The following is a 25,779-nucleotide window of genomic DNA, read 5'->3' as shown; positions in this document are numbered from 1 at the left end:
TGGCCTTGACGTCCGCGCTGGCGGCAATGGAACGGCTGTCAGTTTTTTGGCTAATAAGAATGCGAAAAAATCGGCGTATTAATGGCGTTATGTGCCTATTTTCAGTGAACACGCAGCCTTCCAGCGGAAATATTATGAAACACACATGTAAGGGTTGGCAGGATGATGTCAGTTAGGCATTATTTCGCCATTACTTTGACTTTACCGCTTCCTCCCGGCGGATTGTCGTGGACTCTGGCCCCCAGAGTCGTCCCCCAACCTCTTTGAATCATTTCTGGAGCCATCCGCATGGCCGTCCTTGACGTTGCTCGTGGGCAGCAATCAGGTGCCCGATCGCTGAGTGATAGCGAATTCTGGAGGCTCTTGCGCCAGGAAGTGTTGCCTCTTCGTCCGAGCCAGTACGACATCACCTCGATCTGCAACCTGACCTGCGAAGGGTGTCTTTTCTTTTCAGGCGATGACTATCTTGGGCACAAGGATGTGAAGGACCTGCAGAGCATCGAGCGGTTCTTCGCCGACGAAGGCGCACGAGGCGTGCGCTACGGCTACTTCGGCGGGGCGGAGCCGTCGCTGGCGGAGAACAAGTTGCTCATTGCCAGCCGGCACATTCCTTACGGCGTGGTGTTCACCAACGGCATCAAGCGCTTGAGTGCCGAGATCGACTATCGCGTGCATGTGTCGCTCTGGGGCAACCCCGAGCGCAGCCGCGAACTGCGCGGTGCCGACACCATGAACAAGCAGATCAGAAACTATCGCAATGACCCCAGGGCGGTCTTCGTCTTCACCCTGACCGCACGCAACCTCGACGATATTCCGTATATCGCCCAGCTCTGCGCGGACAACGGTCTGGCCCTGACCTTCAATCACTACAGCCCGACCAGCAAGTACCTGGACTTTATCGACAGCGGAGCCGGCGCCGATCAATACCACATCACCAGCACCGCCGCCGACAACCTGGTCCTGAGCGCCGACGATCTCCTGCGTGCCCGGGACAGTATCGGGCTGCTGCTGCAACAACCGGGGCAGCGGATTCTGTATGACGATGATTTCAATGCGCTGATTCACGACCCGGCGGGCCTGTATCCCGATGCCCAGGGGGCGGGCGCCGTGACCCGCGATTGTGGCGTACTGCTGACCCCCTCGCTGCGCCACTACAACACCGACCTGAGCCAGAGCGCCGGCAAATGCTGCACGCCGAACATCGATTGCCGCAGCTGCCGGCTCTACGCCCAGTCCTTTGCCAGCGTTCTGGCCCGGGCCACTCGGGATCTGCGCCAGGAGGGTGGTCAGCAACGACTGATCAAGCTATGGCGCCTGTGGTGCGAGCTGTTCCTCAACGACACTCGCCTGCGCACGCCTTACCCGTGCAATGGCAGCCAACCTTCACTCTGACCTTCAACACGAGAAGCTGCCATGTCGGCCATCAGCTTATTCAAAAATCACCGGATCGTCTGGGTATGGGGGCAGGTCACTGCCCAGATGCGCAGCGAACTCATCGCGTTCTGGGGCGAAACCGGCGCGATACCCGATCCCGCCGAGGCCTGGCGCAGAACCTTCGAGGTGGCGTGTGTGGTCCTGGACCCCGAGGGGCGGATCGTTGGGGTCAGCTCGGTGTATTGCGCCTCTCCCGGCGCCGGGGCGCTCTATTGGTTCTATCGCACCTTCATTCGTGAGGACCACCGTGAAGTTGGCCTGGCTCCCAGGTTGTTTACCCATACCTACGAGCAACTGGCGCTGGCCTATGCCGGCGACGCTCAGGCGCCCGTGGGGATGATGATCATTGTCGAGAATCCGAAGCTGGAGACCGCCGCTGGTATCCGTGTGATCCAGCGCGCCGGGTTCCAGCACCTGGGTATCGATGAGAGCGGTCAAAGTGTCTGGCATCGGCTGTTCCTGTCATGAGCCAGGGCGTTATCAACCCTTTCACCAGGAGCCCGATCGATGACTGAACGCGTTCTGCATTTCATTTCCGGCCTGCCCCGTTCCGGCTCGACCTTGCTGTCGGCCCTGTTGCGCCAGAATCCGCGTTTTCATGCGCACATGAGCAGCCCTGTGGCAGGCCTGGTCGATGACCTGCTCAATGGCATGAGCGGCAAGAACGAGTATTCACTGTTCATCTCCGATCAGCAGCGTGAACGCATTCTGCGTGGGCTGTTCGAGCAGTTCTACGGTGACGAATTTTCCGCGCCGGTGATCTTCGACAGCAACCGTGCCTGGTGTTCGCGCATGGCCTTGCTCAAAAGCCTGTTCCCCGCCAGCAAGGTGATTGCCTGCGTGCGCGACGTGCCCTGGATCATCGACAGTATCGAGCGCCTGGTCCAGAACAACCGCCTTTCGCCCTCGGCGATTTTCAATTTCCACGCCGGTGGCACGGTCTATAGCCGCGCCGATGCTCTGGCGAATGCCGAGGGCATGCTCGGTTATCCCTACAACGCCCTCAAGCAGGCTTTTTATGGCGAGCACGCCGCCAGCTTGCTGCTGGTGCGTTACGAGAGCCTGGTCAGCGACCCGCAAGCGGTGCTCGACGGTATTTACGACTTCATTGGCGAGCCGGCTTTCAGTCACGACCTGCATAACGTCCAGTTCGAGGCGCAGGAGTTCGACCGGCGGGCCGGTACGCCAGGGCTGCACGATGTGCGGCCGAGGGTACAGGCCGTCCCCCGGCCGACGCTGCTGCCGCCCGATGTGTTCGCGCGGTTTATCAACGACGCTTTCTGGCAACACCCTCAACACAACACTCAAGGGGTCAGGATTCTTTGAAGAGCCCCCATAAAAAAATCAAACCATTGGAGCGCACGAGATGAACAAGGGGATTTATCGATTGGTCTGGAACAGCGGCCTGGGAGCGCTGCAAGTCGTTTCCGAAGCCGCCAAATCGAAGAGCTGCGGCGGCTCGGGCACACGCCTGGCGGGGGCGCGCGGTAAAGCAGCGGTCTGGCCGCTGGCACTGCTGTCGCTGGGCATTGCCTCGTCGGCCTGGGCAAGTGCGGCCCCCAACATCACTTCCAATGCCGATTCCGGTACGGGTTCCTTGCGCGAGCAATTGTCCATCGGTGGGACGTTGCGGGTGGACCCTTCCGTCAACACGATCAACCTCGGTTCGGATGCCACGATCAACAGTGGGCTGACGACGCTGATAGTGACTGCTCCCCTGACCGTCACCGGTGCCAATCTGGTGGGGAACAACGGTTCTCTGGGGTTGAGCGGGGCGAGTGGTGGGATCATCACCACCGCGATCGCGGGGCAGTTCACCGGCGCTGCGGGGAGCGCAGGCCTATCGTTTCCGGGATCCGTGGGCGCAGCCGGCTCGAACGTCAGCTCGGGTACCGGCGGCGTCGGCGGCACGGGCTCCACCGGCAAATACTTCACCCCCACCAATGCTTCGGCAGCCGTCAACGGGAGCTTTTTTACGCTAACCAACAATGCGACCCTCACCGGTGGTCAAGGTGTTGCCAGTGTCCCCGGCAACGGTGGCAATGGGGGGGGTGGCGGGTCCACCAGCTTAGCATCCGGTAACACCGGGGGCTCCGGTGGCACCGGCGGGGCCGGAGCGAACGGAGGCGCCGGCTCGGCCGGTGGGGCCGGCATTTCAGGCAGTTTCTTTACCGTTACCAATAACGCCAGCATCACCGGCGGCAATGGTGCCACCGGTGCCACCGGTGGCACTGGCGGTCAGGGTGGGGCCGGCAGCTCTTCCGGTAAATATGGTGGTAGCGGTGGCAATGGTGGTCGTGGTGGGAACGGCGGTAATGGCGGGGTGGGTGGTGTCGGCATCAGCGGTTTCAACATTCAGGTGATCAACACCGGCACGATTCAAGGCGGTAACGGTGGTGTCGCCGGTGCTGCGGGCGTGGGTGGCGCAGGCGGTGCGGGAGGTTCGGGCTTTATTCACGCCGGCACGGCCGGGGTCGCGGGCGCCAACGGTGTTGCCGGCTTCGCGGGAGTAGGTGGCGCGGGTGTGGTGGTGACGGGCAACTCGACGGTCTTCAACGCCGGAACCATTTCTGGTGGTTTTGCCAATGGCGGCAGTGGCGCCCGGGCCAATGCGATCGAGCTCAGTGGTGGTGGTAACCAGCTGACGCTCGCCGCCGGTTCGGTGATCAATGGCAATGTAGTCAGCTCCAGCGGTGGCAGCGATGTACTGGCCCTTGGCGGCGACAGCAACACCGGTTCCACCACGTTCGACCTCGCTTCGACCGGCCCTCAAGGGAGCCCGCTGCAGCAGTATCAGGGCTTCGGCAGCTTCGAGAAAATCGGCAACAGCACCTGGACCCTGACAGGCACTGACACCTATGGCCAGAATTGGGCCGTCAACAACGGCACCCTGGTCATGGCCAGTGGCGCGAGCCTGCTGGGTTCGGTGGCTGTCGCCAGCGGTGCCACGCTCAACACGAGTGACGCTTCGATCGCCGGGGGGGTGAGCAACGCCGGTGCGCTGGTGATTGGTAGCGCAGCCACGCCTTTTTCCACGCTGTCGGTGGGGAACACCTTCAGCCAGAGCAGCAGTGGCACGTTGCAGGTCAGCGCCCTTAGTTCATCGCAGTACAGCAAGCTCAGCGTCAATGGCAACGTCGCCCTGGCCGGCACCTTGAACGTCGACGTCAAAAGTGGCAATACCCTGGCCGCCGGTAATCAGTTGACCCACGTGATCAGTGCGACCGGCACGGTCACTGGCCAGTTCAGCCATGTCACCGATAACAGCCTGCTGTTCGACTTCACGCCGACCTACAACAGCAGCAGTGTCGACCTGAATGTGGTCGCCACCTCTGGCAGCGCCAACACCGTTCTGGGCAGCGTCCAGACCCTCGGCAATTCTCCGGCCCTGGGTGCCGCGGCAGCCTTGGACCAGATCATTGCCAGCGATCCGAATGGCAAGTTGGCCAGTCACTTTGTCGCGCTCAGCACCCAGGGCGAAGTGTCCAAGGCCGCCAGCGAAGTCTTGCCGCTGATGACCGGAGGATCCACCACGGCGGCGCGGACGGCATTGAGCAGCATCAACGGCGTGGTGCAGGCGCGCAGCGAATCGGTCCTTGGCGGACAGTCTTCCGGCGACAGCGGCCTGTCTTCCGGCGAGAGCGTGACTGAGCAGCACCTCTGGATCAAGCCGTTCGGCTCCTGGGCCAACCAGGAAAGCCACGATGGCGTTGCCGGGGTCAACTCCAGTGTGGGCGGTATGGCCTTTGGTCTCGATGCCAACCTCAATGATCGCTGGATGCTGGGTACAGCCTTCATCTACGCCAAGGCGGACACCCACAACAGTGGTGACACCGCCAGTCAACAGCTGACCACCGACGTCTATCAATTGGTGGGCTACGGTGCGTATCACCTGGACGACACCACTGACCTGAGTTTCCAGCTCGATGGTGGCCAGAACCACAACGATGGCAAGCGCAACCTCGACTTCGCCGGGCTGCAAGCCAAATCCAACTACGACTCCTGGACCGCCCATGCTGGTGTTGCCCTGGAACGGACCTTCAGCCTGACGCCCGCCACGCGCTTCACCCCCTCGGTACGGGCGGACTACACCTGGATCAAGGATGAGGCCTACAACGAAAAAGGTGCCGATGAGCTGGACCTGCAGGTCAAGAGTCGCAGCACCAATCAGTTCATTCTCGGTGTGGATGGCAAGCTGGCCCATGACCTCACGCAACAGCTGACCTTGAGTGGCAAGCTGGGCGTCGGTTATGACTTGCTGGCGAGTCGTGACTCGCTGACCAGCAGCTTTGCCGGTGCGCCGGGAACGGTCTTCACCACTTACTCCAGCAGTCCGCAGCGCTGGCTGGCTCGCGGTGGCACCGAGTTGAGCTACGCGGTCAACGGCCAACTGCAACTGGCCGTGCGTTATGACGTGGAGGAGCGCAGCCACTTCGTCAACCAGACTGCTTCTGCCCAAGCACGCTGGGCCTTCTAAAGGTCGGGTAGGCCGGGAGGCCGACCACGGGGGCTTGATGTTCCCGTGTGCAGTCATCCGGTGATACGCAAAAGGCCCCTGAAGTCGAGAGACTCCAGGGGCCTTTTGTTTTCTCGATTCCGAAGCGGTTGCGCCGCTCTATTCCCCCGCCCGTCTTTATGGGGGCGCTAGGTGTTCAGTCTCGGAATGAAGAACGAAAGCCGTGTCGAGTGATGTGTTCGTATCCCATGGCGTGCAGGAGAGTGCGTATGGCGTTGAACACCATCGGACAGGAGAATGCCTGAAGCCCCCGGAATAGCTGGGCTATCGGCAGAATTCTCGGATGGGACAGGATTATTTCGGACAATTAAAAAGCCGGCTTGTGGCCGGCTTCTCGGGGACGGGTTTGGCTTATTTTTGGTAAGCCTCGCTCGCCTTCAAAATGTACATCCAGAGCAAATCTGGTTGTGGGACACCACGCAGTTGTCTCGCGCCGTGTCGTGGGCAATGTGGCCTGCTGGAAGCAGGACGCTGCCCAAATGTGCCGCGCAGGATACCGGCATTTACGACAGATTCCCAGCGAAAACCACACGCCAGAGCTGTCGTTTTCAGACAAGAGATGTCTTGTCCCCTATTTTGAGGGCACCGGCGGCCGTCGCTTGTTCAATGTCGACCACCAGAACACCCAACCCAGTACCCGGATGTTCTGCTCGTCGATCTGTTCCGCCGTGAACACTTCGTCCGGGTACTCGGCGCTGTTATGGCTGCGCAGCCGCAAGGCCCCCGCCGGCAGGCGATAGACATACTTCACCCGCAGCATGCCGTCGTGCTCCAGCGCGTAGATTTCGCCGTCCACCACCTGGGTCAGGCTGCGGTCGATGGCAATGGTGGAGCCGTCCTGGATCTTTTCCGCCATGCTGTTGCCGGTCATGGGCGCGCAGATGGCCTGGTCCGGCTCGACACCCATGGCCTGCAGGATGCGATAGGGCAGGCGTACCTTGCGCCCAGGGATGATCGCAACCTGGGTCAGGCTTGATCCGGGGGCCGTTGGCGTCTCCTTGTACAGCGGCACTTGCACATCGTTGCGCTCGGTTGCTGCCAGCTCGTCACGGGCCGAGTAGGGCTCCTTGCCATGGAGAGGCTGCGCTTCTTCATCCTGAGCTTCGTTGCTCGAGCTGCCGGGGTGCTTGGGTCCGTCGCCGTTGCGCAGCCAGCGGCTATTGACGCACAACAACTCGGCTATCTCGTCCAGTCGCGCCATGGGAATGCCGCGCTTGAACCAGTTATTGACGTGCTGCGGCGTCACTTGCCGGTTGGCAGCGAAGTCCGAAGCAGATAGGTGGCACTCCCGCAGGAGGGCCCTTAAGCGATCGCCTGATGTATTCATGAACACGGAGTTTACTGGCGTGCTACACCTGTTTAAATAAACGAGGTGTTCAAAAATTGTCCCGGCCAGCACACGAACTGATTGGGTTTGTTCAGAATTCCTACACTCAAATAGCTGAATCTGAGTCGTTGTGTTTATTCATTAAAACTCTTGTTTGTTTATTGGTAAACAGGCACAAAAAAACCCCGGCAAGCCGGGGTTTTTCAGTTCGCGCCAGGGCGCGGCGGATCAGCCCTTGTAAGCGGCGACCGACTTCATGATTTCGGCGCGGGCGGCTTCGGCATCGCCCCAACCTTCGATCTTCACCCACTTGCCTTTTTCGAGATCCTTGTAGTTCTCGAAGAAGTGCTTGATCTGCTCCAGCAGCAGCGGTGGCAGGTCGGTGTATTCCTTCACGTCGACGTACAGCTGGGACAGCTTGTCGTGCGGGACCGCGAGGACCTTGGCGTCGCCGCCGCCGTCGTCGGTCATGTGCAGGATGCCGACCGGACGGGCACGGATGACCGAGCCTGGGGTGACCGGGTACGGGGTCACGACCAGCACGTCGAGGGGGTCGCCATCGTCAGCCAGGGTATTGGGGATGAAACCGTAGTTGGCCGGGTAGAACATCGGGGTGGCCATGAAACGGTCAACGAACAGGCAATCGCTGTCTTTGTCGATTTCGTATTTGATCGGCGCGTGGTTGGCCGGAATCTCGATCGCGACGTAGATGTCGTTCGGCAGGTCTTTGCCAGCCGGAATCTTGCTGTAGCTCATTGGGCGATGCCCCCGTTGGTTGATCAGAAAACTTGGCCGGTTTGACCAAAAAGTGGCGGGGATTATAGGCATATTCCGGGGCCGATGCCACGGGCGGCGGGACGTGTGGAATACCACCTTGGTCGGGGGCTGCTGGGTAGTGTGAGGTCCTGAAGTCCTGTGGTGTGCTGACGACCGCTATCGCCGGCAAGCCGGCTCCTAGAGGTGGGGAGTGGCGCTCGGGCCTTGTGCTTCGGGCTGGTAGCGTGGGTCGTGGGCTTGCAGATGCTGCAGCCGCGCCAGCGGGTCCTGGCGGTAGAACGCGCGCAATTGCTCGTACACCTGCGGGTAGGCCGTGGCCAGGATATCCGGGGCACTGAAGAAATATTCGCTGGTCACCGCGAAGAATTCCGCCGGGTTTTCCGCGGCATAAGGATCAATCGCGGTGTCGGCGTCGGGGTTGCGGTCCAACTGGCGATTGAGGTCGTCGTAGGCGTGTTGCATGACCTTGGCCCATTCGCCTACGCGCATGTCGCCGTGCAACGGTGGCAGGCCGTTGGCGCTGCCGCTGAGCATATCGAGCTTGTGCGCCAGTTCGTGGATCACCAGGTTGTAGCCTTCCCAGCCGCCGCTGGCCTGTACGCCGGGCCACGCCAGGATGATCGGGCCCTGTTGCCAGGCTTCGCCGCTGTGCTCGGCATCCCATTCGTGCTCCACGCCGCTGGCGTCACGATGGCGCTGGGGGCTGAGGAAGTCGTCCGGGTAGAGGACGATTTCATGGAAGCCCTGGTACCAGTTCAAGTCCCCCAGGTGCAACAGGGGCAGTTGTGCCTGGGCCGCCAGCAGCAGGCGGCGTTCCTGGTTCAGCTCGACGCCCGGCAAGGCGCTCAGGTGCTTGTCGTCGAGGAACAGCACGCTGTGTTCTCGCAGCCAGCGATCCTCGGCATCGCTCAGGCCGTCGAGGAAGCTCAGGTGTTCGCGGACCCGTTGCCAGGTTTCATCGGCAACGGGGTGGCGGGCCAGGGTTCGCCGGCGACGCCAGGCACTCAGCGACCACACGGGATCAGTGGGTGCCGGCTTTGGACGCGGCGTTGCCGAAGCGGCTGCGGACCACGCCGATGATCATCGGCAGCAGCGACAGCAGGATGATGCCAACGACCAGCAGCGACAGGTTTTTCTTGATGAACGGTACGTTGCCGAAGAAATAACCCAGGGTGACCAGGCCGCCGACCCAGAAAATGGTCCCGAGGATGCTGAACATGAAGAAACGCGGGTAAGGCATTTTGCCAACGCCGGCGACGAACGGTGCGAAGGTCCGCAGGATCGGCAGGAAGCGCGCCAGGGTCACGGTCTTGCCGCCATGGCGATCATAGAAGTCGTGGGTCTTCTGCAGATAGTCGCGGCGGAAGATCTTCGAGTTCGGGTTGCTGAAGAGCTTCTCGCCCGCCGTTCGGCCGATGATGTAGTTGGTGCTGTCGCCGAGAATCGCCGCCAGCATCAGCAGGCCGGCCAGCAGTACCGGGTCCATGCCACCGCCCGCGGCCACCGCGCCGGCGATGAACAGCAGCGAATCGCCCGGCAGGAACGGCATCACCACCAGGCCGGTTTCGCAGAAGATCACCAGGAACAGGATGGCGTAGATCCAGGGCCCGTAGTTGTTCACCAGCATGTCGAGGTAGACATCGAGATGCAGGACTATGTCGATCGGGTTGAAATCCATGGGTGGCACCTGTGTGGACGGTCCGACTCGGCGGACCCGTGCAAGGAAAATAGATAGGCGTAGTTAACTACAAGGAATGTAGTTTTTTCGTACATTCCGTGAGAAAGCGGGATTATAAGAGTTGGGGAGATTTCTGCCTGCTGAGTTTGTAGCGGGGGATGTCGGGCGAAGGTTATGCACGAGTCAGTGAGAGCACCGGTCGACGCTCGACTGCCAGTGATGGCGATGTGGTATTCACTACCGCTATCGCTGGCAAGCCAGCTCCTACAGAGCGCGTGCGATGATCACTTTTCGTCGATCGGCAGCACGTAGTTCTTGAATTCGCTGTCTTCGCGAAAACCAATGGATTCGTAGGTTTTCTGCGCTACCAGGTTGTTGCTGCTGGTGGACACGCGCAGACGAACGGCATGGGTGTCACGGGCCATTTTCTTCGCCGTGCGCATCAGGTTGTCGGCCACCAGCTGGCGACGGGCGTCCTCGGCGACGTAGATATCGTTGAGGATCCACACGCGCTTGAGTGAGAGCGAAGAAAAGCTTGGGTACAGCTGGCAGAAACCGAGCAGCTTCTTGTCGTCATCGTCGGCCAACGCCAGGTAAATCACCGACTCTTTGCGGCGCAGGCGTTTTTCCAGGAAGCTACGGGACGAATCAGGGAAGGGCAGTGCGCCGTAGAATTCACGGTATTTGACGAACAGGGGCGTCAGCAGGTCCAGATGTTCCAGGGTCGCTTGAGTAATCCGCATAGATCAGGCCTCAACTTCGTGGATATGACGGCAAACGGTTCACTCGGGCAGCCGTGGTGTCGATGCTGCCCAAAGCGCGGGAAAAGCGCAATCCGGATGACGGTCAGTCTTGGGGCGGGCCCAGTAGGAAGTTGCCGTTTGAATGGACATCCGAATCACTCTCCAGCGTTTGCACTTGAGCCTCGTCCTTGAGATTGACCCCCGATAATTGTCGGCGGCAGGCTTCTTTCATCAGGTACAGCAGTTTGTGCGCGGCCATGCCGTAACTCATGCCCTCCAGACGCACGTTGGAGATGCAGTTGCGGTAGGCGTCGGTCAGGCCGACTTTTGGATTATAGGTGAAATACAAACCCAGGCTGTCCGGCGAACTCAGGCCTGGGCGTTCGCCGATCAGGATCACGGTCATTTTCGCACCGAGCAATTCGCCGATTTCGTCAGCCACCGCGACTCGTCCCTGTTCCACCAGGATCACTGGCGACGTCGACCAGCCTTCGGCCTGGATCTGCTCCTCCAGGCGGTTGAGGAAGGGCAGGGTATGCCGATGCACCGCCAGCGCCGACAGGCCGTCGGCCACGACAATGGCCAGGTCGATCCCGCCGGGATGGGCCAGGGCATGCTCGCGTAGCTGTTGGGCCGACGCGCTGTTGAGCTTGCGACCCAGATCCGGGCGTTGCAGGTAGCTGTGGCGGTCGTCGGCAGCACTGTGCAGCAGCAGGGTTTCCCGCCCACGCTCGGCGAGTTGGGCGCTCAAGCCGGCGTGGTCGAACGGCAGGTGCACGGCGTCGCGGGCCTGGGCGTGGGCGAACTGGAAATCCAGTTGTGCGCGGGTGGGCAGGCTGGTGCCGGTACGTCCCAGGGCGATACGCGCCGGGGTCAGGCGACGCAGTTGCAGCCAGGGATTGTCGTTGTCGATCTCGTTGGCCATGTCGTTCATCCGAGCTGCGCCAGTGCCTGGCGAAACGCCGGGGGCAGGCTGTTGCCAAAGTGCACCTTGCCGTCGGCCTGGGTAAAGATGCCCATCTTCGCCAGCCACTGTTCGAACTCCGGCGCGGGCTTGAGGCCCAGGGTCTGGCGGGCATACAAGGCGTCGTGGAACGAGGTGGTCTGGTAGTTGAGCATGATGTCGTCGGAGCCGGGAATACCCATGATGAAATTGATCCCGGCCACCCCCAGCAGGGTCAGCAGGGTGTCCATGTCGTCCTGGTCGGCTTCGGCGTGGTTGGTATAGCAGATGTCGCAGCCCATGGGCACGCCCAGCAGCTTGCCGCAGAAGTGGTCTTCGAGGCCGGCGCGGATGATCTGCTTGCCGTTGTAGAGGTATTCCGGGCCGATAAAACCGACCACGGTGTTGACCAGGAAGGGTTTGAAGTGTCGGGCCACGGCATAGGCGCGGGTTTCGCAGGTCTGCTGGTCGACGCCGAAGTGGGCGTTGGCCGACAGCGCGCTGCCCTGGCCGGTTTCGAAATACATCAGGTTTTGCCCGAGGGTGCCGCGATTCAGGCTCAGGCCGGCGTCGTAGCCTTCCTGCAGGACGCTCAGGCTGATGCCGAAACTGGCGTTGGCCGCTTCGGTGCCGGCAATCGACTGGAACACCAGGTCCAGGGGCACGCCACGGTTGATCGCCTCGATGGAGGTGGTGACGTGGGTCAGCACGCAGGCCTGGGTGGGGATTTCGTAGCGCTTGATGACCGCGTCGAGCATGTTCAGCAGGTCGCAGATCGAGCTCAGGCTGTCGGTGGCCGGGTTGATGCCGATCATGGCGTCGCCGTTGCCATAGAGCAGGCCGTCGAGGACGCTGGCGGCAATGCCGGCCGGATCGTCGGTGGGGTGGTTGGGTTGCAGGCGGGTCGACAGGCGACCGCGCAGGCCCAGGGTGCCGCGGAATTGGGTCACCACGCGGATTTTTTGCGCCACCAGCACCAGGTCCTGTACACGCATGATCTTCGACACGGCGGCGGCCATTTCCGGGGTCAGGCCCGGGGCCAGGGCGCGCAGGCTCTGTTCGTCGGCGGCGTCGCTGAGTAGCCAGTCGCGCAGTCCGCCGACGGTCAGGTGGCTGACGACGGCGAAGGCCTGTTTGTCGTGGGTGTCGACGATCAGCCGGGTGACTTCATCGGATTCGTAGGGGATCAGCATTTCCTCGAGGAAATGCTTGAGGGGAATATTGGCCAGGGCCATCTGGGCCGCGACCCGTTCGCCGTCATTGAGGGCGGCGACCCGGGCCAGGAAATCACCGGAGCGGGCGGGGCTGGCCTTGGCCATGACATCCTTGAGGCTGTCGAAGCGGTAGGTCTGGGCGCCGACGGAATGGGCGAATGTGGCCATGGGGCGGTGTCCTCCTGAACTTTAACGATAACCCTTCCTTGTAGGAGCCGGCTTGCTGGCGATGGCGGCCGACCAGGCTATGCATGTCTTACTGGCCTCATCGCCAGCAAGCCGGCTCCTACAGTTCAGCGGTGTTCATATGTACAGCGCCGGGGCGCAGGGCGCCCCGTGCTGGTGCAATCAGTTACCTGTGAGCATAGCGTCCGCCGGTGCGTCCGAGCGCTGGCTGGCGGTCAGCTGGAAGTAGATGAAGCCCACCGCCATGAAACCGAGGAAAATCAGGCCGATCAGGGTGTTGAACCAGGCCATCGCGATCAGGCACACCACCGCCAGGACCAGCGCGATACCCGGGATGATCGGGTAGCCCGGCGCGCGGAAGCTGCGCTCCAGGTTCGGCTCGGTTTTACGCAGCTTGAACAGGCTCAGCATACTGATGATGTACATCACAATGGCACCGAATACCGACATGGTGATCATCGCGGCCGTCAGACTCATGCCTTGCAGGTTGACCAGCCCGTCGCTGTAGATCGCCGCGATGCCGATCACACCGCCGGCCAGGATGGCCCGGTGCGGGGTCTGGAAGCGCGACAGCTTGGCCAGCGAGCGTGGCAGGTAACCGGCCCGGGCCAGGGCGAAGAACTGCCGTGAGTAACCGAGGATGATCCCGTGGAAGCTGGCCACCAGGCCGAACAGGCCGATCCACACCAGCATATGCATCCAGCTGGAGTTATTGCCGACCACGGCTTTCATTGCCTGGGGCAACGGGTCGTTGATGTTCGACAGCTGGCGCCAGTCGCCGACGCCGCCGGCCATCACCATCACGCCGAGGGCCAGGAACACCAGGGTCAGGATGCCGCCGACATAGGCCTTGGGAATGGTGCGCTTGGGGTCCTTGGCCTCTTCGGCGGCCATGGCCGCGCCTTCGATGGCGAGGAAGAACCAGATCGCAAAGGGGATCGCGGCGAAGATGCCGGGGATCGAGTCGATGCTGAAGTTGGTTGAACCGGACCAGCCGTTGAGCACGAAATTGCTGAAGCTGAAGCCCGGCGCGACCACGCCCATGAACACCAGCAACTCGGCCACCGCGAGCACCGTCACCACCAGTTCGAAGGTGGCGGCGATGCTGACGCCGAGGATATTCAGGCCCATGAACACCACATAGGCACCGACGGCGGCCAGGCGCGGGTCGAGGTCTGGGTACTGGACATTGAGGTAGGCGCCGATGGCCATGGCGATGGCCGGCGGGGCGAAGACGAACTCGATCAGGGTGGCGATCCCCGCGATCAGGCCACCGCGTTCGCCAAAGGCCCGGCGGCTATAGGCAAAAGGCCCGCCGGCATGGGGAATCGCGGTGGTCAGTTCGGTGAAGCTGAAGATGAAGCAGGTGTACATGGTCGCCACCAGCAGGGTGGTGACGAGGAAGCCCATGGTGCCGGCGGTCCCCCAGCCATAGCTCCAGCCGAAGTATTCGCCGGAGATCACCAGGCCCACGGCGATGCCCCAGAGGTGCAGGGTGCCGAGGGTGGGTTTGAGTTCGGTTTGGGTTGTCATAAGTCCTCGCTTGTCATTTTTATTGTTTGGGTGTTGGACTTGCGGGTATCGATTTTCGGTACAGCGTGCACGCAAAGCCCGTGCCAGAGCGGCCAGGCGTTATTTTCAGGGTGTCAGTGACGGCCTCTTCGCGGCGGTTCGGCGCCCCGACAAGCCCTGCTCCTACAATGTAGTGTCGTACCCGAGAGGGCGTACAACACGAAACCTGTAGGAGCCTGGCTTGCCCGCGAAGGCGGCCTCAGGGTTTAGAAGAACCCAAGTGGATTGATGTCATAGCTCACCAGCAGGTTCTTGGTCTGCTGGTAATGATCGAGCATCATTTTGTGGGTTTCGCGACCCACGCCGGACTTCTTGTAGCCGCCGAACGCCGCATGCGCCGGGTACAGGTGGTAGCAGTTGGTCCAGACGCGACCGGCCTTGATCGCCCGGCCCACGCGGTAGGCGCGGTTGATATCACGGGTCCACAGGCCCGCACCGAGACCGAACTCGGTGTCGTTGGCAATCGCCAGGGCCTCGGCTTCGTCCTTGAAGGTGGTGATGCTCACCACCGGGCCAAAGATTTCTTCCTGGAACACGCGCATCTTGTTGGTGCCCTTGAGCAGGGTCGGTTGGATGTAATAGCCGGTGGCCAGATCCCCTTCGAGCTTCTGCACCTGGCCGCCGGTCAGCAACTGCGCGCCTTCCTGCTTGGCGATTTCCAGGTAGGAGAGGATCTTGTCGAACTGCTGCTCGGAAGCCTGGGCGCCGACCATGGTGTCGGTGTCCAGCGGGTCGCCACGTTTGATCTGCTCGACTTTCTTCATCACCACTTGCATGAACTCGTCGTAGATCGACTCTTCAATCAGGGCGCGGGATGGGCAGGTACAGACTTCGCCCTGGTTGAAGAAGGCCAGGACCAGGCCTTCGGCGGCCTTTTCGATAAAGCTCGGCTCGGCTTTCATGATGTCGGCGAAGAAGATGTTCGGCGACTTGCCGCCCAGCTCCACGGTGGACGGGATGATGTTCTCGGCCGCGCATTTCATGATGTGCGAGCCGACCGGAGTCGAGCCGGTAAAGGCGATCTTGGCGATGCGCTTGCTGGTGGCCAGGGCTTCGCCGGCTTCTTTGCCGAACCCTTGCACCACGTTCAGCACGCCAGGTGGCAGCAGGTCGCCGATCAGTTCCATCAGCACGGTGATGCCCAGCGGGGTCTGCTCGGCCGGCTTGAGTACCACGCAGTTGCCGGCGGCCAGGGCCGGAGCGAGTTTCCAGGCGGCCATCAGGATCGGGAAGTTCCACGGGATGATCTGCCCGACCACGCCCAGGGGTTCGTGGATGTGATAGGCCACGGTGTTGCCGTCGATTTCCGCGGCGCTGCCTTCCTGGGCCCGCAGGCAACCGGCGAAGTAACGGAAATGGTCAGCGGCCAGAGGGATGTCGGCGTTGAGGGTTTCGCGCACGGCCTTGCCGTTGTCCCAGCTTTCGGTGATGGCCAGCAGTTCGAGGTTCTGTTCGATACGGTCGGCGATTTTCAGCAGGGCCAGCGAGCGCGCCTGGACCGAGGTGGCGCCCCAGGCATCGGCGGCGGCATGGGCGGCGTCGAGGGCCTTGTCGATATCCTTGGCGTTGGAACGGGGGAATTCGGCAATGGCCTTGCCATTGACCGGGGAGGTGTTGGTGAAATACTGGCCGTCGACAGGCGCGACGAATTCGCCATTGATGTAGTTGCCGTACTTGGACTTGAACGTAACGATGGCGCCGGCAGTACCAGGGTGGGCGTAACGCATGGTGTGTGTCTCCTTGGCTATTGTGCTTATAAGGGAGTACGCGCTTGAGCGCTTCATAAGCGTAGAGCAAAGGTCGGGCCAGTGCGTCGAGGTCCGGGTTCCAGAGCGGTTGCCGGGTGTCTCCGGTGGCAGATGGCGGGGGTGTTGCAACAGGGATGACACAGCCAGGGTGACAGTTTGTACCGTGATTGGCACAGCCTGTGACTCGGCGGTCGCGGGGTGATTGCATTGCTCGTGGCGCTGGAGGATGCTGGTCATCCATCCGCACCTACAGGTCGGGAGAATAATAAGAAATGCAGAACAACCATCTGAGTCGCCATGCCCAGCAGGTGCTGACCGTGACCCAGGGCAAGGCCCACCCGGGCGGTCCCGGCAGTGATCCGTCCATTGCCCGCTCCTGGCTGCGCTGCCTGGAGGACTATCACCTCGACCCCTCGCTGAGCATCGCGCCCACCGTGCTTGAACACGGTCGCCTGCTGGAAAGCCGCGAGCACCTGCGTCAGGTCCTGCAGATTGCCGGTAATGAAATGACCAGCCTGCACCAGCAGCTCTCCGGTGCCGGCCACGCGGTGCTGCTCACCGATGCCCGCGGGGTGATCCTCAACTGTGTCACCGCGCCCGCCGAACGCAAGATCTTCGAGCGCGCCGGCCTCTGGCTCGGCGCCGACTGGAGCGAGGCTTGCGAAGGCACCAACGGCATTGGCACCTGTCTGGTGGAGCGCCAGTCCCTGACCATCCATCAGGATGAACATTTCCGTGGCCGCCACACTGGCCTGACCTGCTCCGCCAGCCCGGTCTTCGATCCCCATGGCGAATTGATGGCGGTGCTCGACGTGTCCTCAGCCCGCCCGGACGTGTCGCGCCAGAGCCAGTTCCACACCATGGCGCTGGTCAATCTCTCGGCGAAGATGATCGAGAGCTGCTATTTCCTCCGGCATTACGACAACCACTGGCTGCTGCGCTTCCACTTGCAGGCCGAGTCGGTGGGGCTGTTCAGCGAAGGGTTGTTGGCGTTCGACGGCGAAGGTCGGATCAGTGCCGTCAACCAGAGTGCCCTGAACCTGTTGGGGCAGGGGCGTGGCGGTTTGTTGGGCCAGCCGGTGGAGGCGTTCTTCGATTGCTCACTGGATGAACTGCTCGGTCGCGCCAGTGCCCAGGCCAGTGCCAGTTGGCCACTGCGTACCCGTGATGGCCGTGCCCTGTTCGCGGTGTTGCGCGGTCAGCCACGCAGCGTGCCCAAGGTGCTGGCGCCGACCCCGGCACCACTGGAGCGGCCGAAGCCGTCCAACATCTGCCTGGGCGATCCGGCCTTGCAGACGGATTTTCGTCGGGCGCTACGGGTCTTCGAGCGCGATGTGCCCTTGCTGATCAATGGCGAAACCGGTTCGGGCAAGGAGGCCTTCGCCAAGGCGGTGCACCAGGCCAGCCAGCGTGCCGAGAAAGCCTTTGTCGCCCTCAACTGCGCGGCGATTCCCGAGAGTCTGATCGAAAGTGAACTGTTCGGTTATCGCGGCGGCAGTTTTACCGGCGCGCGCAAGGAGGGCATGCGCGGCAAGCTGCAGCAGGCCGATGGTGGCACGCTGTTTCTCGATGAGATTGGCGATATGCCGTTGGCCTTGCAGACCCGCTTGCTGCGGGTGCTGGAGGATCGCCAGGTGGTACCCATCGGCGGCGAGCCGGAGGCGGTCAATGTACGGATTATCAGCGCCACGCACCGTAACCTGATGGAGCGGGTCGGCGATGGCAGTTTCCGCGAGGATCTGTACTACCGGCTCAATGGGCTGGAAGTTGCCTTGCCGGCGCTGCGCGAGCGCTGCGATAAATCGCAGTTGCTGGATTTCCTGCTGGCGGAGGAGGCTGGCGATCAACCCGTATTGATTGACGCCGCCGCGCGTCAGGCGTTGCTGGCATTCGAGTGGCCAGGCAATGTGCGGCAGATGCGTACGGTGTTGCGCACGCTGGCGGCGTTGTGCGAGGACGGTCGGATCGGGCTTGAGGACCTGCCGGTGCTGATCCGTCAGGCGCGGCCGAGTCTGGTCGCGGTGGCGGTTGATGAGCCGTGCGGACATCCCCTCGAAGACGCCGAGCGCCTGGCCCTGCTCAATGCCCTGGAACAGCAGCGCTGGCACATGACCCATACAGCCGAGCAACTGGGGGTCAGCCGCAACACCCTGTATCGCAAGCTGCGCAAGCACGGGATCGCCCGCTAGGTCTGCTTTGGTCTCGAGTACAAGTGTGCCTGTACTGACGCCTTCGCGGGCAAGCCCTGCTCCTACAGGATTTGTGTTGTAACGCCATGGTGCGTATGGCGCATAACTGTAGGAGCCTGGCTTGCCAGCGAAGGCGTCCTTGAGCCAGAAACACCAGGTGCGATTTCCTCCGCCCTGGGCTAACCTGCGACCACGTTTTACGAGGTCGACTATGCACATTCATATTCTGGGTATCTGCGGTACGTTCATGGGTTCGATGGCCGTGCTGGCCAAGGAACTGGGCCATCACGTCACCGGTTCCGATGCCAACGTCTATCCGCCCATGAGTACCCAGCTCCAGGCCCAGGGCATCGAGCTGACCCAGGGCTACGATCCGGCACAACTCGATCCGGCCCCGGACCTGGTGGTGATCGGCAATGCCATGTCCCGTGGCAATCCGGCGGTCGAATACGTCTTGAACAAGGGCCTGCCCTATGTGTCCGGCCCGCAGTGGCTGGCGGACCATGTGCTGCAAGGCCGCTGGGTCCTGGCCGTGGCCGGCACCCATGGCAAGACCACCACCAGCAGCATGCTCGCCTGGGTGCTGGAGCACGCCGGCATGAGCCCGGGTTTCCTGATCGGCGGCGTGCCGCAGAACTTTTCGGTATCGGCCCGCCTGGGCAGCACGCCGTTCTTCGTGATCGAAGCCGATGAGTACGACAGCGCCTTTTTCGACAAGCGCTCCAAGTTCGTCCACTACCGCCCGCGCACTGCGATCCTGAACAACCTGGAGTTCGATCACGCGGATATTTTCCCGGACCTGGCGGCGATCGAGCGGCAATTCCACCATCTGGTGCGGACCATCCCGAGCGAAGGCCTGGTGATCCATCCGACCACCGAGCCGGCCTTGCAGCGCGTGATCGAAATGGGCTGCTGGACCCCGGTGCAGACCACCGGCGCCGGCGGTCAGTGGCAGGTCAAGCTGCTCAGTGAAGACGGCTCGCGCTTTGAAGTGATGTTCGAAGGCGTGGCCCAAGGCACGGTCGAGTGGGACCTCACCGGCCAGCACAACGTTGCCAATGCCCTGGCCACCCTGGCGGCGGCGCGGCATGTCGGTGTGGTGCCGGCCATGGGTATTGCCGCCCTCAGCGCGTTCAAGAGCGTGAAGCGGCGGATGGAAAAGGTCGCCGAGGTCCACGGCGTGACGATCTACGACGACTTCGCCCACCACCCGACGGCCATCGCCACTACCCTGGATGGCCTGCGCAAGAAAATCGGTGATGCGCCCCTGATCGCGATTATCGAGCCGCGCTCCAACTCGATGAAACTCGGTGCCCACCGCGACGGTTTGCCGGACAGCGTGGTCCAGGCCGATCAGGTGATCTGGTATGCGCCGGCCAATCTCGGTTGGGACCTGGGTGCCACCGCGGCGCTGTGCTCGGTGCCGTCCATCGTCAGCGATTCCCTGGAAGGCATTATCGAACGGGTGAAAAGCCAGGCCAAACCCGGCACCCACGTGGTGATCATGAGCAACGGCGGCTTCGGCGGCCTGCACGGCAAACTGGCCGAGGCGCTGCAATGAACAACGGACCGGAACGCATCACTTTGGCGATGACCGGCGCTTCCGGCGCGCCCTATGGCCTGCGCCTGCTCGACTGCCTGGTGCGCGAGGACCGCGAGGTGCATTTTCTGATCTCCAAGGCCGCGCAGTTGGTCATGGCCACGGAGACCGATGTGGCGCTGCCGGCCAAGCCGCAGATGATGCAGGCTTTCCTCACGGAATATACCGGCGCGGCGGCCGGACAGATCCGGGTGTATGGCAAGGAAGACTGGATGTCGCCGGTGGCCTCGGGCTCCGGCGCGCCGGCGGCGATGGTGGTGGTGCCCTGTTCCACCGGGACTTTGTCGGCGATTGCCACGGGGGCCTGCAACAACCTGATCGAACGGGCGGCGGATGTCACTCTCAAGGAGCGCCGTCAGTTGATCCTGGTGCCGCGCGAGGCGCCGTATTCGAGCATTCATCTGGAGCATATGCTCAAGCTGTCGAATATGGGCGTGACCATCCTGCCGGCGTCGCCGGGCTTTTATCATCAGCCGCAGACCATCGATGACCTGGTGGATTTTGTCGTGGCGCGGATTCTCAACCTGTTGAATATCCCCCAGGACATGCTGCCGCGTTGGGGCGAACACCATTTGAGCAGTGATGAGTAAGCCGCTGCTGTACCTGCTGCTGGCGCTGCAACTGGCCGGCTGTGCGACCGCGCGGACCCTGGACGCCGGCAAGGCCGGAGCACCCATAGTGTATTCGGGGATGCGCCTGGATCTGTATGCGTTGCAGGGTGGTTGTTGCGCTTTTGACCGCTTTGGGGCTGAGGCGCCGAGTTATCCCGGGGTGGATCTGCCTGCCAGTGCGTTGCTGGATACGCTGTTGTTGCCGCTGTCGGTGTTGACGGTATTGGGCGTGGGGTATCAGGCGACGGGCGGGTTGTAGCACCGAGTGACAACCTAACCTGTGGGAGCGGTGCTTGCCCGCGAAGCTTTTAGTGGCCTCACCGCCGTCTTCGCGGGCAAGCACCGCTCCCACAGGGTATGCATTCCATTGCTCTTCACGCAGGGTGGTGCTATTTGCCCAGCCGACGCAATTCGTCCGACTCGACAATCCGCACCCCATCCTGCTCTTCCAGCGCCAGGCGCCACAGCGCTCGCGCCAACTGGCAGGCCTCGATACCGCGATATTTCCCCGGAATCAGTTTCGACAGCGGTGCCGCCAACTGTTCCGCCAGGCGCGGCTCGACCCGCTCTCCCAGCAGCAACGAAGGACGGGCGATGGTCAGCTGCGGCCAGTTCTGCGCCCGCAGTGACTGTTCCATCTCGCCCTTGACCCGGCTGTAGAACACCTTGGATTTTGGATCGGCATCGATGGCACTGACCACGATCAGGTGCCGCGCGCCCATTTCCCGTGCGCGCTTGCCAAAGGCCACGACCATGTCATGGTCCACGGCGCGAAACGCTTCCTCGGAACCCGCCAGCTTGATGGTGGTGCCCAGGCAGCAGATGGCCAGGTCCACACGGCCACTCAACTGCGGCAGGAAAATTGCTGGATCGCCCACCGGATTTTCCAGGTGCGGATGTTCGGCCAACGGTCGGCGCGAGGGTGCTAGTACACGGGTAACCGTCGGCTCGTTGAGCAGGCGGTCGAGCAGATGTTCACCGGTCAGGCCGGTGGCTCCAGCGAGCAGGATATGCTGAGGCGTCAAGTACATAAAAGACCTCCCTTGATACAGTTCAGCTTAGTTGCTCTTGGCAGTCTTGCTGTCTAGCGAAGCGCTTTGCAACGCTTTTCGTGCCTGTTGTTTACGCAACGCTTGCCAATGTGCCAGCACGCCCTTGGGGGCCCATATTTGCGGTTCCGACGCCTCGAAATTATCCGTCTGCTCGCGCTCGGCAACATGGGCCTTGGCCAGGGCGAAGGCCTGCTGCAGGTCGTCGGTCTGGTTCAGCGCCTGGGCGAACAGGGCGTCACCGAAATAGGTGAAATCCGCTTCCTCGGAACAGCCGAAGGAAACCCGGTCCTCGCGGGACGCGGTCATGATCAGGGTTCTTTCATCCTTGAGCGCCGGGATGAAGCCGCCGGAGTAACAAGCGGAAATCACGATGACCTTGTCGCGGTTTTTCAGCGGTGCCAGCGCCGAGGCCAGTTCATCGGCCGGCAGGTCGGCCAGTTCCAGGCGTGGCTGATCCAGCACGAACTCGTGTTCATGGGTGCCATGACTGGTCAGGTAGATGAAGATCAGGTCTTCCGGCCCGCTGCGCTCGGCCAGGGTCTGGGCGGCGCGGCGCAGGTTCTCGCGGGTGGCCATCGGCCGATCGCCCAGGTGGTCGCGATGGTTCACCAGGCTGATCTGGCCATAGGCGCCGAAGCGGGTGGCGAGCATCTGGTTGACGTAATCGGCCTCGCGCATGAATACGCTTTGCTTGCCGTCGCCGGCCAGTACCAGGCTGTAGAGTTCGATCGCCGGGGTCGAGGCCGGCACGGCGGCCAGGGCTTTGTCCAGCAGCGGGCCCTGGGCCAGCAGGCCAAGCTCCAGCAGGTCGGGCAGCAGCTTGCCGTCGGCATCGCGGACCCGCTGGCCGTTGGTCCAGGTGCCGCTTTGCACACTGCCGTCGGCCAGGGTCAGGCTGCCACGACCGTTATAGGTGTCGCTGGCGAACTCGCCGATATAGACGCTGCCGTCGCCCAGGGTCAAATGCCCCTGGCCGTTGAAGCGCCACTCGCTGAATTCGCCGCGATAGTGGCTGCCGTCGACGCCGATCAGTTGGCCCTTGCCGCTGAGTACGCCGTCCTTGAATTCACCGATCCAGACATCGCCATCGGCATTTTCGTAGCGGCCCTTGCCATTGAGCTGGTTGCGCTTGAAACCGCCGGCATACTGGTCGCCGTCGGCGCTGTTGAAGGTGCCAACCCCTTCCAGTTGACCGTTGACGAAGTGGCCGGTGAACAGGTTGCCGTTGGCATCGCTGCGCTGCCCCTCGCCGTTGGGCTTGCCGTGGGCGAACTCGCCCTGGTATTGGCTGCCGTCTTCCAGTTCCAGATGGCCGAGGCCCGAGTACTGGTCGTCCTTGAATTCGCCGCGGTAGGTCATGCCGGCTTCTTTGAGCGTGCCTTCGCCATCGCGCCGGCCCTGCTTGAAGCCACCGGTGTAGACGCTGTCGTGCACGGTCAAGGTGCCCTGGCCGTGGAACAGGCCCTGCTGGAACTGACCCTTGTAGACCTCGCCATTGCTGCCGTGCCACTCGCCGTCGCCTTGCCACTGGCCATGGTCGAACTGGCCGGCGTACCAGCTGCCGCTGGGGTAGTCGATGCGACCCTGGCCTTGCAGCAGCCCATTGATCACTTCGCCGCGATAGCGACCGCCGTCCGGCAGACGAGCGTCCGGCGGCAATAGCGATTCGCCATCACCGCAGGCGGTGAGCAGCAGGGTCAAAGCAAGGGGTACGAGTGGGCGCATAACGGGATCCGGATAATTAGGGGACCGAGTATGCCGTAGCAATATGGCGTGTCCAGTGTCCTGCACGAAACAGAGTGCACTCTGTTTCGTGAGTACGGGGTATCAGACGAAGCAGAGTGACAGTGGTTCAGCGATATAGGCGGGTTTTTCCTGGCCTTCGATTTCCAGCGTGGCAGTGGCCTTGAGCAGCCATTGGCCGGGTTTTTTCTCGGTGACCTCGGTCAGTTCGACCTTGAGGCGCACCCGCGAGTCGACCTTCACCGGCTGGATGAAGCGCACGCTGTCCAGGCCGTAGTTGACCGCCATCTTCAGGCCTTCGGGCATGATGAAGATGTCTTCCATCAGTTTTGGAATCAGCGACAGCGACAGGAAACCGTGGGCGATGGTACTGCCGAACGGGGTTTGCGCGGCCTTGACCGGGTCGACATGGATGAACTGATAGTCGCCGGTAGCTTCGGCGAACAGGTTGATCCGCGCCTGGTCGATGGTGAGCCATTCGGAATGTCCGAGTTCCTTGCCGACATAATCGTTGAGCTGCGCTACAGGTACATAGGGCATTGACACACTCCTTGGTCTATCGAGTTATCGGGCCTCGGGTTGCAGCCCTTGGCATCCACTGTAGATCATCATGGGACATGTGCCCGGTCAAGGCACCCTACCTTTGGTGAATGGCGCTATATGGGCGTGCTTATAATGCTGGCATCTTCAGGGGAGAGTTCGGATGTTGTTACGCGGCCTGACCTGGCTGGTGCTGTTTCAGTTGCTCGGCACCGCCCTCAATCATTTGTGTGTGCCGGTGTTGCCGGGGCCGATTATCGGCCTGTTGTTCCTGCTGGGGTTTCTGATGGTGCGTGGCGAAGTCAGTGCGCCGTTGAGTGAGGCGGCCTCCAGTTTGTTGCGTTATCTGCCGCTGTTGCTGGTGCCGCCGGCGGTGGGCGTGATGGTCTATGCCAGGCAGATCGCCGCGGACTTCTGGGCGATTGCCGGTGCGCTGGTGTTGTCGGTGTTGATCTCCATGGCATTTGTCGGGGTATTGATGAACGCCCTGATCAAGCGCCACGCCCGGCGCGGAGAGTAACCATGAACTTCGACTGGCAGGGGGCCTGGGCGTCGGTGATCCATCATCCGCTGTTCGGCATCGGTATTACCCTGGGCGCCTATCAACTGGTGCTGGCGGGTTTCGAGAAGACCCGCTGGGTGTTCCTGCAACCGGTCCTGGCCTCGATGATGCTGGTGGTCGCCATCCTGTTGCTCTGTGGCCTGGAGTATGCCGAGTACCGCAAGAGCACCGAGATTCTCGGTATTCTGCTGGGGCCGGCCACGGTGGCGCTGGCCGTGCCGCTGTACCTGAATCTGCGGAGGATCCGGCAGTTGTTCTGGCCGATTTTTACTACGCTGGTGATTGGCGGGATACTGGCGACAGGCCTGGGGGTGTTGCTGGGCTGGCTGTTCGGGGCCGATCACATGATCCTGATGACCCTGTTGCCCAAGTCGGTGACTTCACCCATCGCCATGCTGGTGGCCGAGCAGATCGGTGGCGTCGCGGCGCTGGCGGCGGTGTTCGTGTTGATCACCGGGGTCATCGGCGCCATTGCCGGGCCCTGGTTGCTTACGCGGTTGGGTGTGCATGCAGCGGAAGCCCGGGGCATGGCCCTGGGCATGACCGCCCATGCGGTGGGGACCTCGGTCGCCTTGCAGGAAAGTGAAGAATGCGGCGCCTTCGCGGCGCTGGCGATGAGCCTGATGGGCGTGGCCACGGCAGTCTTGCTGCCGTTGGCGGTAACTTTGGTGGTTTAAGGAAATCGTTATGAGCCTGGCGTTGTTTCCCCTGAACACCGTGCTGTTTCCCGGTTGTATCCTCGATTTGCAGATTTTCGAGGCGCGGTACCTGGACATGATCAGTCGCTGCATGAAACAGGGCAGCGGTTTTGGCGTGGTCTGCATTCTCGAGGGGCAGGAGGTCGGCGATGCGCCGGAGGGCTTTGCCCTGGTCGGTTGTGAAGCGTTGATCCGCGATTTCCAGCAGCAGGACAACGGCTTGCTGGGCATTCGGGTCGAAGGCGGCCGGCGTTTCCGCGTGCTGAGCAGTGAGCTGCAACGCGATCAACTGACGGTCGCCGAGGTCGAGTGGCTGGATGAGGTTCCCGAGCAGCCATTGCAGGACGAGGACGAAGACCTGGTGGCCCTGCTCAAGGCGCTGGCCGAACACCCGATGGTCGCGGCCCTGAACATGGGGGCCGAAGCGACCGGGCAGCAATCGTTGGCCAATCAGTTGGCCTATCTGCTGCCGTTTTCCGAGTTGGACAAGATCGACCTGTTGGAACTGGATGATCCTCAACAGCGCCTGGATGCGATTCAGGTGTTATTGGACGAATTGCAAGGCGAGTTGTTTGCTTGAGTGGGCCCATGTAATGACATGGAATAACCGTTATATAAAAATAATCTGAAAACCTGTCAGAAATGA

At 62.0% G+C, this 25,779-nt stretch carries 23 protein-coding genes; 11 read left to right on the top strand and 12 right to left on the bottom strand.

The annotated features are described in order from the left end of the window. Positions 1-288 precede the first annotated feature (288 nt). From M5C71_RS27865 to M5C71_RS27850, 4 genes are read left to right on the top strand one after another with little or no spacing between them, the layout of a single operon-like run. Positions 289-1,392 carry a hypothetical protein gene (locus M5C71_RS27865; protein ID WP_248746858.1) on the top strand — a complete coding sequence of 368 codons (1,104 nt, stop codon included), beginning with the start codon at positions 289-291 and terminating at the stop codon, positions 1,390-1,392. A gap of 21 nt (positions 1,393-1,413) precedes the next feature. Further along, entirely contained in the window at positions 1,414-1,902 is a 489-nt protein-coding gene (locus tag M5C71_RS27860) for a hypothetical protein (protein ID WP_248746859.1), read from the top strand. A 39-nt stretch (positions 1,903-1,941) separates the two neighbouring features. Further along, entirely contained in the window at positions 1,942-2,760 is an 819-nt protein-coding gene (locus M5C71_RS27855) for a sulfotransferase (RefSeq protein WP_248769246.1), read from the top strand. 40 nt (positions 2,761-2,800) lie between these two features. Continuing rightward, positions 2,801-5,911, top strand: a complete 3,111-nt coding sequence (locus tag M5C71_RS27850) for an autotransporter domain-containing protein (RefSeq protein WP_248769245.1) — start codon at positions 2,801-2,803, stop codon at positions 5,909-5,911. 610 nt (positions 5,912-6,521) lie between these two features. Here the strand turns inward: M5C71_RS27850 and M5C71_RS27845 are convergent. The 9 genes from M5C71_RS27845 to M5C71_RS27805 all read right to left on the bottom strand — a co-directional run bounded on the left by M5C71_RS27845 (position 6,522) and on the right by M5C71_RS27805 (position 16,117). Further along, a complete protein-coding gene (locus tag M5C71_RS27845) occupies positions 6,522-7,277 on the bottom strand; it encodes an XRE family transcriptional regulator (RefSeq protein WP_177099259.1) in 756 nt (251 codons plus the stop codon). A 228-nt stretch (positions 7,278-7,505) separates the two neighbouring features. Next, positions 7,506-8,033, bottom strand: a complete 528-nt coding sequence (gene ppa, locus M5C71_RS27840; RefSeq protein ID WP_100941554.1) for an inorganic diphosphatase — start codon at positions 8,031-8,033, stop codon at positions 7,506-7,508. Positions 8,034-8,231: 198 nt separating this feature from the next. After that, positions 8,232-9,071, bottom strand: a complete 840-nt coding sequence (locus M5C71_RS27835; RefSeq protein WP_103498202.1) for a zinc-dependent peptidase — start codon at positions 9,069-9,071, stop codon at positions 8,232-8,234. A 4-nt stretch (positions 9,072-9,075) separates the two neighbouring features. Further along, positions 9,076-9,732, bottom strand: a complete 657-nt coding sequence (locus M5C71_RS27830) for a DedA family protein (protein ID WP_103498203.1) — start codon at positions 9,730-9,732, stop codon at positions 9,076-9,078. 284 nt (positions 9,733-10,016) lie between these two features. Further along, positions 10,017-10,475, bottom strand: coding sequence for a GNAT family N-acetyltransferase (locus M5C71_RS27825; RefSeq protein WP_103498204.1), 459 nt, complete (start codon positions 10,473-10,475; stop codon positions 10,017-10,019). A 103-nt stretch (positions 10,476-10,578) separates the two neighbouring features. Beyond that, a complete protein-coding gene (eutC, locus tag M5C71_RS27820; protein WP_152741722.1) occupies positions 10,579-11,409 on the bottom strand; it encodes an ethanolamine ammonia-lyase subunit EutC in 831 nt (276 codons plus the stop codon). Beyond that, positions 11,406-12,800, bottom strand: coding sequence for an ethanolamine ammonia-lyase subunit EutB (locus M5C71_RS27815; RefSeq protein ID WP_248769244.1), 1,395 nt, complete (start codon positions 12,798-12,800; stop codon positions 11,406-11,408). Before M5C71_RS27815 ends, eutC begins: the two co-directional genes overlap by 4 nt. A gap of 180 nt (positions 12,801-12,980) precedes the next feature. Next, the gene (eat, locus tag M5C71_RS27810; RefSeq protein WP_152741724.1) at positions 12,981-14,351 is read right to left on the bottom strand and encodes an ethanolamine permease; all 1,371 of its coding nucleotides are present in this window, start codon (positions 14,349-14,351) and stop codon (positions 12,981-12,983) included. A 245-nt stretch (positions 14,352-14,596) separates the two neighbouring features. Continuing rightward, on the bottom strand, positions 14,597-16,117 hold the full coding sequence (locus M5C71_RS27805) for an aldehyde dehydrogenase family protein (RefSeq protein ID WP_103497281.1): 1,521 nt from the start codon (positions 16,115-16,117) through the stop codon (positions 14,597-14,599). A 293-nt stretch (positions 16,118-16,410) separates the two neighbouring features. Between M5C71_RS27805 and M5C71_RS27800 the strand changes: the two genes are divergently transcribed. From M5C71_RS27800 to M5C71_RS27785, 4 genes are all read left to right on the top strand, one after another. After that, positions 16,411-18,327: a sigma-54-dependent Fis family transcriptional regulator gene (locus M5C71_RS27800; RefSeq protein ID WP_248769243.1), complete on the top strand. Its 1,917-nt coding sequence runs from the start codon at positions 16,411-16,413 to the stop codon at positions 18,325-18,327. A 211-nt stretch (positions 18,328-18,538) separates the two neighbouring features. After that, positions 18,539-19,888: a UDP-N-acetylmuramate:L-alanyl-gamma-D-glutamyl-meso-diaminopimelate ligase gene (gene mpl, locus M5C71_RS27795; RefSeq protein WP_247263173.1), complete on the top strand. Its 1,350-nt coding sequence runs from the start codon at positions 18,539-18,541 to the stop codon at positions 19,886-19,888. Then, positions 19,885-20,517 (top strand): flavin prenyltransferase UbiX, encoded by a 633-nt coding sequence (gene ubiX, locus M5C71_RS27790; RefSeq protein WP_103495795.1) that lies wholly within the window; start codon positions 19,885-19,887, stop codon positions 20,515-20,517. The genes mpl and ubiX overlap by 4 nt, the downstream gene beginning before the upstream one ends. Then, positions 20,510-20,797: a YceK/YidQ family lipoprotein gene (locus tag M5C71_RS27785; protein ID WP_248769242.1), complete on the top strand. Its 288-nt coding sequence runs from the start codon at positions 20,510-20,512 to the stop codon at positions 20,795-20,797. The genes ubiX and M5C71_RS27785 overlap by 8 nt, the downstream gene beginning before the upstream one ends. A gap of 130 nt (positions 20,798-20,927) precedes the next feature. On the opposite strand, the gene M5C71_RS27780 is transcribed toward M5C71_RS27785, so the two are convergent. The 3 genes from M5C71_RS27780 to M5C71_RS27770 form a co-directional block, all read right to left on the bottom strand. Beyond that, entirely contained in the window at positions 20,928-21,569 is a 642-nt protein-coding gene (locus M5C71_RS27780; RefSeq protein WP_103495797.1) for an NAD(P)H-binding protein, read from the bottom strand. A gap of 27 nt (positions 21,570-21,596) precedes the next feature. Further along, positions 21,597-23,315, bottom strand: coding sequence for a C13 family peptidase (locus tag M5C71_RS27775; protein ID WP_248769241.1), 1,719 nt, complete (start codon positions 23,313-23,315; stop codon positions 21,597-21,599). Positions 23,316-23,417: 102 nt separating this feature from the next. Beyond that, a complete protein-coding gene (locus M5C71_RS27770) occupies positions 23,418-23,873 on the bottom strand; it encodes a MaoC family dehydratase (RefSeq protein ID WP_103495799.1) in 456 nt (151 codons plus the stop codon). A 163-nt stretch (positions 23,874-24,036) separates the two neighbouring features. On the opposite strand from M5C71_RS27770, the gene M5C71_RS27765 reads away from it, so the two are divergent. The 3 genes from M5C71_RS27765 to M5C71_RS27755 are packed head-to-tail and all read left to right on the top strand — an operon-like array spanning position 24,037 to position 25,713. After that, entirely contained in the window at positions 24,037-24,393 is a 357-nt protein-coding gene (locus M5C71_RS27765) for a CidA/LrgA family protein (protein ID WP_103495800.1), read from the top strand. Positions 24,394-24,395: 2 nt separating this feature from the next. Continuing rightward, the gene (locus M5C71_RS27760) at positions 24,396-25,112 is read left to right on the top strand and encodes an LrgB family protein (RefSeq protein WP_248769240.1); all 717 of its coding nucleotides are present in this window, start codon (positions 24,396-24,398) and stop codon (positions 25,110-25,112) included. A gap of 10 nt (positions 25,113-25,122) precedes the next feature. Beyond that, entirely contained in the window at positions 25,123-25,713 is a 591-nt protein-coding gene (locus tag M5C71_RS27755; RefSeq protein WP_103495802.1) for an LON peptidase substrate-binding domain-containing protein, read from the top strand. The last annotated feature ends 66 nt before the right edge of the window (positions 25,714-25,779 follow it).

Origin of the sequence: Pseudomonas sp. MWU12-2345 (assembly GCF_023242385.1) — a bacterium.
Taxonomy (GTDB): domain Bacteria; phylum Pseudomonadota; class Gammaproteobacteria; order Pseudomonadales; family Pseudomonadaceae; genus Aquipseudomonas; species Aquipseudomonas gingeri_D.
The sequence above is the reverse complement of the archived record's forward strand: the minus strand, read 5'-3'. Positions and strand labels throughout refer to the sequence as shown.

Bases quoted from the DNA above. Each gene is read 5' to 3' on its own strand.
- M5C71_RS27830 (WP_103498203.1), bottom strand. From the start codon at position 9,732: ATGGATTTCAACCCGATCGACATAGTCCTGCATCTCGATGTCTACCTC.
- M5C71_RS27775 (WP_248769241.1), bottom strand. From the start codon at position 23,315: ATGCGCCCACTCGTACCCCTTGCTTTGACCCTGCTGCTCACCGCCTGC.
- M5C71_RS27755 (WP_103495802.1), top strand. From the start codon at position 25,123: ATGAGCCTGGCGTTGTTTCCCCTGAACACCGTGCTGTTTCCCGGTTGT.
- M5C71_RS27845 (WP_177099259.1), bottom strand. From the start codon at position 7,277: ATGAATACATCAGGCGATCGCTTAAGGGCCCTCCTGCGGGAGTGCCAC.
- M5C71_RS27785 (WP_248769242.1), top strand. From the start codon at position 20,510: ATGAGTAAGCCGCTGCTGTACCTGCTGCTGGCGCTGCAACTGGCCGGC.
- M5C71_RS27855 (WP_248769246.1), top strand. From the start codon at position 1,942: ATGACTGAACGCGTTCTGCATTTCATTTCCGGCCTGCCCCGTTCCGGC.
- ubiX (WP_103495795.1), top strand. From the start codon at position 19,885: ATGAACAACGGACCGGAACGCATCACTTTGGCGATGACCGGCGCTTCC.
- M5C71_RS27815 (WP_248769244.1), bottom strand. From the start codon at position 12,800: ATGGCCACATTCGCCCATTCCGTCGGCGCCCAGACCTACCGCTTCGAC.
- M5C71_RS27760 (WP_248769240.1), top strand. From the start codon at position 24,396: ATGAACTTCGACTGGCAGGGGGCCTGGGCGTCGGTGATCCATCATCCG.
- M5C71_RS27805 (WP_103497281.1), bottom strand. From the start codon at position 16,117: ATGCGTTACGCCCACCCTGGTACTGCCGGCGCCATCGTTACGTTCAAG.
- eutC (WP_152741722.1), bottom strand. From the start codon at position 11,409: ATGAACGACATGGCCAACGAGATCGACAACGACAATCCCTGGCTGCAA.
- eat (WP_152741724.1), bottom strand. From the start codon at position 14,351: ATGACAACCCAAACCGAACTCAAACCCACCCTCGGCACCCTGCACCTC.
- M5C71_RS27865 (WP_248746858.1), top strand. From the start codon at position 289: ATGGCCGTCCTTGACGTTGCTCGTGGGCAGCAATCAGGTGCCCGATCG.
- M5C71_RS27800 (WP_248769243.1), top strand. From the start codon at position 16,411: ATGCAGAACAACCATCTGAGTCGCCATGCCCAGCAGGTGCTGACCGTG.
- M5C71_RS27765 (WP_103495800.1), top strand. From the start codon at position 24,037: ATGTTGTTACGCGGCCTGACCTGGCTGGTGCTGTTTCAGTTGCTCGGC.
- M5C71_RS27770 (WP_103495799.1), bottom strand. From the start codon at position 23,873: ATGCCCTATGTACCTGTAGCGCAGCTCAACGATTATGTCGGCAAGGAA.
- mpl (WP_247263173.1), top strand. From the start codon at position 18,539: ATGCACATTCATATTCTGGGTATCTGCGGTACGTTCATGGGTTCGATG.
- M5C71_RS27825 (WP_103498204.1), bottom strand. From the start codon at position 10,475: ATGCGGATTACTCAAGCGACCCTGGAACATCTGGACCTGCTGACGCCC.
- M5C71_RS27850 (WP_248769245.1), top strand. From the start codon at position 2,801: ATGAACAAGGGGATTTATCGATTGGTCTGGAACAGCGGCCTGGGAGCG.
- ppa (WP_100941554.1), bottom strand. From the start codon at position 8,033: ATGAGCTACAGCAAGATTCCGGCTGGCAAAGACCTGCCGAACGACATC.
- M5C71_RS27860 (WP_248746859.1), top strand. From the start codon at position 1,414: ATGTCGGCCATCAGCTTATTCAAAAATCACCGGATCGTCTGGGTATGG.
- M5C71_RS27780 (WP_103495797.1), bottom strand. From the start codon at position 21,569: ATGTACTTGACGCCTCAGCATATCCTGCTCGCTGGAGCCACCGGCCTG.